This window comes from Candidatus Hepatincolaceae symbiont of Strigamia maritima (genome assembly GCF_055505085.1).
Window position 1 is genome coordinate 1 of the sequence record NZ_DBKDTU010000012.1, and the last position, 4488, is coordinate 4488.

The following is a 4488-nucleotide window of genomic DNA, read 5'->3' on the forward strand; positions in this document are numbered from 1 at the left end:
CTCGGCATTCCTGCTGAACCGCTCTTCCGATCTTAAAAAATCCTCAAGTATTAATAGTTCCGATGGTGGAAGAATCCTTAAATAAATTAGAAGGTTTTAATGAGGAACAAAAAAAGAGCATCATTAAAATTTTTGCAGAACAGGCTTTTACGGCAAAAAATAAAGAAATTTTAGAATTAAAATCCTTTAACAATCATAAAGTATTGTTATTTATAGGGTTGGGGAGCAAAAAGAATCTTAATACTCATAATTTAATTAAAATAGGCGGTAGTTTAGCTAATAAGTTTACTAAAGAAACTAAACTAAATTTTTTATTTACCGCAATAGATGCATTGTATATTAATAATTTTATTTTAGGGTTTAAATTAAAATCTTGGGGTTTTGATAAATATATTTCTAAAGAAGAAAATAAAAAAAACTCTAAAGTTACTATTATTAATGTTTATTCAGAAAAAACCTCAGAACTCCAAGCTGATAATGTAGATTATGATGCAGTATATAGAGGAATAAATTTTGCTAAAGAATTGGTTAATGAGCCGGCTAATGTGTTATATCCTAATATTTTCGTACAAAGATTAGTAGAATTAAAGAAATTCAATTTAGAGTTAGAAGTATTAGATAAAAAATACTTAGAAAAAATCGGAATGGGAGCTTTTTTATCAGTTTCTTTAGGTAGTGATAAAGAGCCCAAAGTAGTAGTTATTAAGTATAACGGAGCTGAAGAAAAAGATGCTCCTATTGCTCTTGTGGGGAAAGGGGTTACTTTTGACTCTGGAGGGCTTTCCATTAAGCCTGCATCAGGTATGATACCAATGAAAAAAGATATGTCTGGTGCAGCTATTGTTTGTGGCTTAATGAAAACTTTAGCCCTACGTAGAGCTAAAGTAAATGTAATAGGAGTTATCGGCTTGGTAGAGAATATGATTTCTGGTGCTGCAACTAAACCTGGGGATATAGTGCAATCTTTATCAGGAAAAACTATTGAAATTCTTAATACTGATGCTGAGGGTAGAATGGTATTAGCAGATATTTTATGGTACGCTAAAGAGCATTTTCAACCTAAATGTATGATAAATTTAGCCACGCTTACTGGGGCTATTATGGTGGCGTTGGGTACGGAGAGAGCAGGTCTTTTTAGTAATGATGATGATTTGGCTAATAAAATTTATGAATCAGGAGAAAAAACCGGAGAACTAGTGTGGAGAATGCCCTTAGGTGAGGAATATAAACCTCATATAAAATCTGACTATGCTGATTTACAAAATGTTTCTATGGCTCCTAAAGTAGCAGGTTCTGTATATGCCGGAATGTTTCTACAAGAATTTATAGGAAATACTAAGTGGGCACATTTAGATATTGCTGGGACATCATGGTTTGACAATGAAAATAATTTAGGTAAAAAAGGAGCTTCTGGGTTTGGAGTTCGGTTGTTAAATGATTTGGTAAAAAGGTATTATGAATCAAAATGAAGTCATAGAAGTAAATTTTTATGGTGCTCTAATTGATAAATATAAAGTTGTAGCTAAACTCTTAATACAGTTAAAAGCTTTAAATAAGCCGATTTTAGTGTTATTAAAAGATAAAGAAGAAGTAAGTTTTGTAGATACTTTGTTGTGGACATCTGTTTCTTGGTTGCCTCATGCTAAACAAGGCGATCTTTATGAAAATGAACATCCTATTTTATTAAGTGATGATGAGTATAATACTAATACTAATAATTATACTTGGTTAGTTTTATGTAACCCTAGTGTTCCTAAGATAAATTTTAAAAAATTGTTTATAATTTTTGATCAAAAATCTACGGATAAGATTATTGAGATGAGAAATACTTGGAAACTTTTTAAAGAGATGAATTACAATTTAAAGTATTATAAACAGGATTCTACAGGTAAATTTAATTTAAAATAGGGTTATTAATATGCACAAGTTAATTATAATAGGTATGGTAATCTTCTTCTCTTGGATTGCAAGTGCAGAATTATTTTCTTATACTGTATCTGGGAGTAATTCTGCTAAAACTTTAAACATTGCTAAAAAAGAATTTATTATTAATAATAGGATTATTGCCTTAAAAGGAGTACTTTCTAAATTAATTTTAAAGGAAGATGTTGATAAATTAGATGCACTTATTAGTGATGAAATAATTAATCAAGCTGATAAACAATTTAAAATTTCTAATGAAAATTTATCTGAAAATAGTTATTCAGCTACTATAGAATACTTTTTTAATCAAAAGGCCATTATGGAGTTTTTGGATAGTAACAAGGTAAACTTTACAGTGGAGCAGAATCAAAATAAAATAATACTTATTCCTGTATACAATAATCTTGGAAAAAGAAGTATTTGGACATTAAATCCGTGGTTTAATCTATGGCAGAATATTAAAAATAAGGATTATTTATCTACTATAATTATTCCTACACAAGAACAAATAAAAGAACAAGATATTTTTAGTAGTAATAAAGAGATTTTGAATAATTTAACAGAACAACTGGGAGCAAATCAGATTTTTATTGTTATTTTATCTAATGATGGGAAAGGGTTGTTTTTAGAAATTATTAATCCCTTAGAGGTTACTCGTTTTACCAGTACTACTTTGAATACAGAAGAAGCTTTTAAAACCTCTATGCTAGAGATAGAGAATAATTATAAGCAACTAAGTATTGAACGTAAATTAAGACAGCAATTCTCAAATGTGTTAACTTTTAATCTCAAAGGTATTTCAGAGTGGGTGTTAGTTGTGAATAAATTAGCTGAAATAAAAAATATTAAAGATATACAAGTCCTTGAGATGAGCATGGATTATGTGAAAGCCAATGTTAAATATACAGGTGAAATTGAGAGATTAACTAAAGAATTAAGACAGCAAGGGTTACAATTTGATGAGAAAACTTTTAATATAACTCTGATAAATTAGCGTCTTTTCATAATGATAAATGAGCAACTATTTTTTAACTTTGAATTATTACCTTCTTATTTAAAAGATGATGTAGTAATTGCCAATTTTAATCAAAATGTAGCACATATATTATTTAATAGTCCTATGTGGTTAGTTAATACTCTAATTATTATCGGTAATGCATCTGTTGGAAAAACCTTTTTAAGTAAAGTATACTTATCTCTGCATAAGAGTTTAGAAATTAGAATAGAAGACTTATTTGATTATGCTAAACTAGAGCACTTAAGTGCAACAGTAGAAGTTTTACTCATAGATAATATTACATTATTAAGTCAAAAACAAGCCATAGGGTTAATGAATTTATATAACCTAACCAAACAAAATAATCATAAATTAATAATTACCTCTAGACAACACCCTGATTTCTGGGGTATAAAACTTTTAGATTTAAGATCTAGAATTAATGCTTCATTATTGTTAGAAATTACAGAGCCTGATGATGAGACACTAAAAATCATAGCAATTAAATTGCTCTCTGATAAACAAATGCTTGCAGAAAAAGAAGTTATAAGCTATATTCTAACTAGAGGAAAAAGGAATGCACAATCTATATTAAAAATAGTGGAACAAATTGAACAAAAAATTTTGCAAACTAAGAAAAAATTAACTATTAAATTAGTTAAAGATATTTTTGAAGATGATAATAAAGAAGGAGATCATACATGGTAAAAAAAATAATTGTTTTAGTTATGATGAGTATTGGATTTAGCGGAGTTCTACAGGCTAAACATGTAGGAATCTTAACAGGTGCTACTATAAGTACCGGAAACAGTGAAAATAACGGTAAAAAATCTAATTTTAGCGGAATAGGAAGCTCTATTTTTTTCGGTGGTGACTTTTTAAATAACTGGCAATGGGATTTTAGATTTGATATTTTGACTCATCAACCGGATTCTAAGGGAAATTTAACTCATAATCCTAGCATCAATTTGCCTGTGGTTAAAATGGAGGTGAATGCAGATTTTGATACTAAACTTAACTTTTCTTATAAACCTTCTCTAAATATTAGGTATTTTTTATTCTCTGAAAGAAGATTCTTATATGTAGTTGGCGGTTTAGGTACACATATTTTTCAAACCATAGATATTTCCGGTAAAGTGAGTGGAGAAGTTTCTGCTGATGTTGCTAGTATAACAAAACCTAAAAATTTAAAAGCAGATAATGTGCAATCTGAATATAAAGCTAAAAAAACTTTTAATAGTGCTATGTTCTATAGTTTAGGAGTAGGGGTAGAGGTACCGTTATTTGTTAATTCAGTAGTATTAGATTTACAAGCTAGACACTTAGGTTTATTTAAGGTTAATACTCCTCTTCCTAAAAATTCTCAGGAAGTTAGTTTATTGTTAAAATTTTATTTACGTTAAACAATTAAATTCCAATCCTTTATTATATCTAAAAACTAATATATTCTTTAAATTTATACCATAGTTGTTCGTATCTTAAAAGAAAAATATTATAGTAACTGAAATCATTATTGCAATGAGACAGTATATAATGGGAATAGTAACTAGGTATGTGAATAAAAATAA

The 4488-nt window shown here is 28.5% G+C and carries 5 protein-coding genes; all 5 read left to right on the forward strand.

Annotated features, from left to right (window positions below; genetic code table 11):
• The first annotated feature begins 62 nt into the window (after nucleotides 1–62).
• From ACQCX0_RS00260 to ACQCX0_RS00280, 5 genes are read left to right on the forward strand one after another with little or no spacing between them, the layout of a single operon-like run.
• Nucleotides 63–1469 (forward strand): leucyl aminopeptidase, encoded by a 1407-nt coding sequence (locus ACQCX0_RS00260; RefSeq protein WP_465029864.1) that lies wholly within the window; start codon nucleotides 63–65, stop codon nucleotides 1467–1469.
• Nucleotides 1456–1908 (forward strand): DNA polymerase III subunit chi, encoded by a 453-nt coding sequence (locus ACQCX0_RS00265; protein WP_462562035.1) that lies wholly within the window; start codon nucleotides 1456–1458, stop codon nucleotides 1906–1908. The genes ACQCX0_RS00260 and ACQCX0_RS00265 overlap by 14 nt, the downstream gene beginning before the upstream one ends.
• Before the next feature lie 10 nt (nucleotides 1909–1918).
• Entirely contained in the window at nucleotides 1919–2917 is a 999-nt protein-coding gene (locus tag ACQCX0_RS00270; RefSeq protein ID WP_462562036.1) for a hypothetical protein, read from the forward strand.
• 12 nt (nucleotides 2918–2929) lie between these two features.
• Nucleotides 2930–3628 (forward strand): HdaA/DnaA family protein, encoded by a 699-nt coding sequence (locus ACQCX0_RS00275; protein ID WP_462562038.1) that lies wholly within the window; start codon nucleotides 2930–2932, stop codon nucleotides 3626–3628.
• On the forward strand, nucleotides 3622–4323 hold the full coding sequence (locus ACQCX0_RS00280; RefSeq protein WP_462562039.1) for a hypothetical protein: 702 nt from the start codon (nucleotides 3622–3624) through the stop codon (nucleotides 4321–4323). The genes ACQCX0_RS00275 and ACQCX0_RS00280 overlap by 7 nt, the downstream gene beginning before the upstream one ends.
• Nucleotides 4324–4488 lie beyond the last annotated feature (165 nt).

Coding starts and splice junctions, on each gene's coding strand:
- ACQCX0_RS00260 (WP_465029864.1), top strand. CDS start 63: ATGGTGGAAGAATCCTTAAATAAATTAGAAGGTTTTAATGAGGAACAA.
- ACQCX0_RS00265 (WP_462562035.1), top strand. CDS start 1,456: ATGAATCAAAATGAAGTCATAGAAGTAAATTTTTATGGTGCTCTAATT.
- ACQCX0_RS00270 (WP_462562036.1), top strand. CDS start 1,919: ATGCACAAGTTAATTATAATAGGTATGGTAATCTTCTTCTCTTGGATT.
- ACQCX0_RS00275 (WP_462562038.1), top strand. CDS start 2,930: ATGATAAATGAGCAACTATTTTTTAACTTTGAATTATTACCTTCTTAT.
- ACQCX0_RS00280 (WP_462562039.1), top strand. CDS start 3,622: ATGGTAAAAAAAATAATTGTTTTAGTTATGATGAGTATTGGATTTAGC.